Annotated in this window: 4 protein-coding genes; 1 reads left to right on the forward strand and 3 read right to left on the reverse strand. The window is 73.1% G+C overall.

Translation table 11 applies throughout. From position 1 onward, the window contains the following. Nucleotides 1–811: hypothetical protein (locus VM840_11545; protein HVL82210.1), on the reverse strand; the 811-nt coding region annotated here is incomplete at its 3' end. Nucleotides 812–899: 88 nt separating this feature from the next. On the opposite strand from VM840_11545, the gene VM840_11550 reads away from it, so the two are divergent. Beyond that, the gene (locus VM840_11550) at nt 900–1,811 is read left to right on the forward strand and encodes a 2-dehydropantoate 2-reductase (GenBank protein HVL82211.1); all 912 of its coding nucleotides are present in this window, start codon (nt 900–902) and stop codon (nt 1,809–1,811) included. A gap of 3 nt (nt 1,812–1,814) precedes the next feature. Here VM840_11550 and VM840_11555 read toward each other — a convergent pair whose 3' ends face one another. Next, the gene (locus VM840_11555; protein HVL82212.1) at nt 1,815–2,477 is read right to left on the reverse strand and encodes a Crp/Fnr family transcriptional regulator; all 663 of its coding nucleotides are present in this window, start codon (nt 2,475–2,477) and stop codon (nt 1,815–1,817) included. Nucleotides 2,478–2,494: 17 nt separating this feature from the next. Then, nucleotides 2,495–3,010, reverse strand: a complete 516-nt coding sequence (locus VM840_11560) for a hypothetical protein (GenBank protein ID HVL82213.1) — start codon at nt 3,008–3,010, stop codon at nt 2,495–2,497. Nucleotides 3,011–3,267: the final 257 nt, after the last annotated feature.

Raw genomic sequence — 3,267 nt, forward strand, 5'->3', positions numbered from 1 at the left:
CGCCTCCCCCGAAGTCCCCCATCATCCCCATCTCTTCGAGGGAGCCCGACACGCGCGCCGAGCGCATCGTGGGCTCCACGAGTCCGGGCCAGCGTCCGTCCGACATCGCTCCGCCCGTGAGGCGGATCCATCCGGCTCCCGCCCGGACCCGTCCCTCAGGTCCCGGCTGCCACCCCTCCGGCAGCGAGGGGACGGGGCCCGACTGGGCATCGATGTATAGGGAGCCGCCCAGCGCGACCCAGCGCAGGAGCGCCTCGCGCGCCCGCGGGCCCAGGGCATCGAGCCCGTCCGGACCGAGACCGATCACCGTCACGCTCTCGAGGCTGTCCGGAGCCTGCGCGAGGAGCGCCTCGCTCAGCTCGGCGAACCGCGCCGTCCCGGTCTCGGCCACGAGCGGCGCGGGACCGGGCAGGGGTCCCCCCGCCAGCAGCGACCGGTCGAGCGCGACCAGCTCCTCGTCACGGAGCCGTTCCAGTCTGGGGATCCTCGCGGCGGTCGTCTGTCCGTCGTGCTCGAGGACGACCCGGGAGGGCGCCGTGCCGTCGAGCCTCGTCGGGACCACGAGCGTGAAGACCTTCACGCTCCCGCCCGGGACCTCGACCGGCATCTCGATGGTCGGCTCCCCCTCGCGTGGATACGTCACGCGGAGGGTGCCTTCGACGAGACGGTCTGCCTCCACGGTCACCTGCACCGGGACGCGCGCGCCGGGGATGAACCGTCCGTCGAACCCGGCTGCCACGCGCAGCGGGGTCTGCGCGACCGCGGGGGTTGTCCATGCGGCGGCGGCGGCGACCGCCACGACGATCGCCATCCCCCCGCGAAGAAGCGCCCGTGGTCCGGCCGGCATCCGGACCACAGTGTGGCCGAGCCCCGCCACACCGTCCAACGCATACTGGGGCGTGGCACGGGTCCTCGTGGTCGGAGCGGGCGGGGTGGGAGGCGCGTTCGGCGCCGCCCTGGCCCAGGCGGGACACGACGTGGTGTTCGTCGCCCGGGGAGCGAACCTGGAAGCGTTGCGCGACCGCGGCCTCCTCGTCACCGGCGCCCGCGGCACGATCTCTCTCCCGGTCGTCGCCGCGACCGACGACCCCGCGGACGCCGGGGAGCGGGACCTCGTCCTGCTGACCGTGAAGTCCTACGACCTCGAGGACGCGGCCTGGGCCGTGGCGCCTTGCGGCGGCATCGTCCTGACCCTCCAGAACGGGGTGGATGCCGCGGAGCGGGTGCGGGAGGTGCTGGGGGACGTCGTCCTCGCCGGCACCACGGGGATCGTCGCCGACCTCACGGAGCCTGGCCGCGTCGAGGTGGTCTCCACCTACGCCCGCATCACGTTCGGGGAGCCGGACGGCGGCTGGACCGCCCGGACGGATCTCGTGCACGGGTGGCTCTCGGCCGGAGGGTGGATCGAGTCCCAGCCGCAGCAGGACGTCCGCGTCGCGCTGTGGACGAAGATGTCGCTGATCTGCGCGATGGCCGGCCTGACGACCCTCTACGGCCGCCCGGTCGGCGAGATCCTGTCCGACCCGCATGGCGCGGCCACCTGGCGCCGCATCGTCGAGGAGGTCGAAGGGGTCGGCCGAGCCGCGGGGGTGCCCCTGCCGCCCGACCTGGTAGCGGAGCGCATGGAGTACTCCTCGCGGATCGACCCGGGCGCCACCTCGTCGATGTCGCGCGACCGGGCGCGCGGCAAGCGGCTCGAGGTCGACCACCTCAACGGGGCGATCGTGAGGGCGGGGGAGCGGGTCGGTGTGCCCGTCCCCGTCAACGAGGCGGTGTACGCCGGGATCCGGCTCGCCGCCGTGCGGACCTGACCCTCAGGTCGCGCGCGCCCGGAGGGCGGAGAGGTCGAGGATGGTGACGGTCTTGCGTCCCGTCTCTATGCATCCGTCCTCGCGCAGAGCCCGCAAGGCCTTGCTCACCGCCTCGCGCGAGGAACCCACCCACCCCGCGAGCTCCTCCTGTGAGATGGGGAGGTCGAGGTGGACGACGGTCGGCTCGGCGGGTCCGAACCGCTCGGCGAGCTCGACGAGCCGGCTGGCCACCCGCCCCTCGGTGTCGTAGGCACCGAACTCCATCCTCTTACGGTCGGCGTCGCGCAGGCGGTTGCTGAGCGTGCCAAGGAGCAGGAGCGCGATGCGGGGCGAGTCCGACAGCACCCGGCGGAAGTCCTCCGTGGACATCGCGTGGGCCTCGACCTCCTCCAGGGCGACGACGGTCGCGGACGGCGCGTCGCCGTCGACCGCGGACAGCTCGCCCAGCAGGTCTCCCGGCCCCCGGACCGCGAGGACGGTCTCGTGGCCGTCGCGCGACACGGTGGACACCTTCACGCGTCCGCGCTCGAGCAGCAGGACGCGGTCGGGGGTCTCGCCCTCGTGGAAGAGGATCGTCCCGCGTGGGAACCTCCGCCGCCCCCCCCGGGCCCGGACGAGCTCGAGATCCTCGGGCGCCATCAGGTCGCCGAAGCTGCCGGGTTGCAACGCGCCCCCCTTGTTGGTCAGGTCACGATGAGGACCACTACGAGGATCACGGCCACCACGGCCAGCACGACCGACAGCAACCTGTTGTTCGCCGGCTCTCCCTCGTCCCCCTCTTCGGCTCCCGACTCGAAGAGCGCGGACGGGTCGTCGGGGACCTCGAACGAGACATCGGACGCGGCCACGTCGGGTCGGTCGAGCACGGCGTACGCCTCTTCGATGTAGGACCGCGGCACCTGGACCCGGAGGCGCCCGGCCTCGGCGGCCTCGGCGGTCTCGACCGGGACGCTCGCGTCCTCGAGCCGGCGGATCAGGTGCACCCCCTCCTCGTAGGCCCCCTCCCAGATGGGGATGAAGGGGTCGCTGTAGCCGCGCGCCGCGCGGGGCTCGATGAAGATGGCGTCGTCGGGTGTGAACGAAGGCGCTGAGCGCCCGCGGCGTGGAGGCCGGACGGCCTGGAGGGGGACGTCGCACTCCGAGCACGTGGCCTTGCCGTCGACGTACTCACTGCCGCAGTTCGGACACCATCGCGCCATGTGAAGACTGTAGACCGAGGGCGACGACGCCGCGCATCCCCCAACGGCTATGGTTGGACCGGTGGTGGAGGGCGTGGAGAGCTGTCCGAGCTGCGGCGAGCCGCTTCGTCCCCAGGCCACGTTCTGCTTCCACTGCAGATGGCGCCGGGGCGATCCCGTGCCGCCGCAGGGACCCCCGATGGTCGCTGCGGCGGCACGGGATCGCCCCGGCGCCATCTGCAGTGGAAGCAGAACGTGGCCTGGGGACGAAGCGGCTC

It is taken from the genome of Actinomycetota bacterium (assembly GCA_035540895.1).
Classification (GTDB): domain Bacteria; phylum Actinomycetota; class JAICYB01; order JAICYB01; family JAICYB01; genus DATLFR01.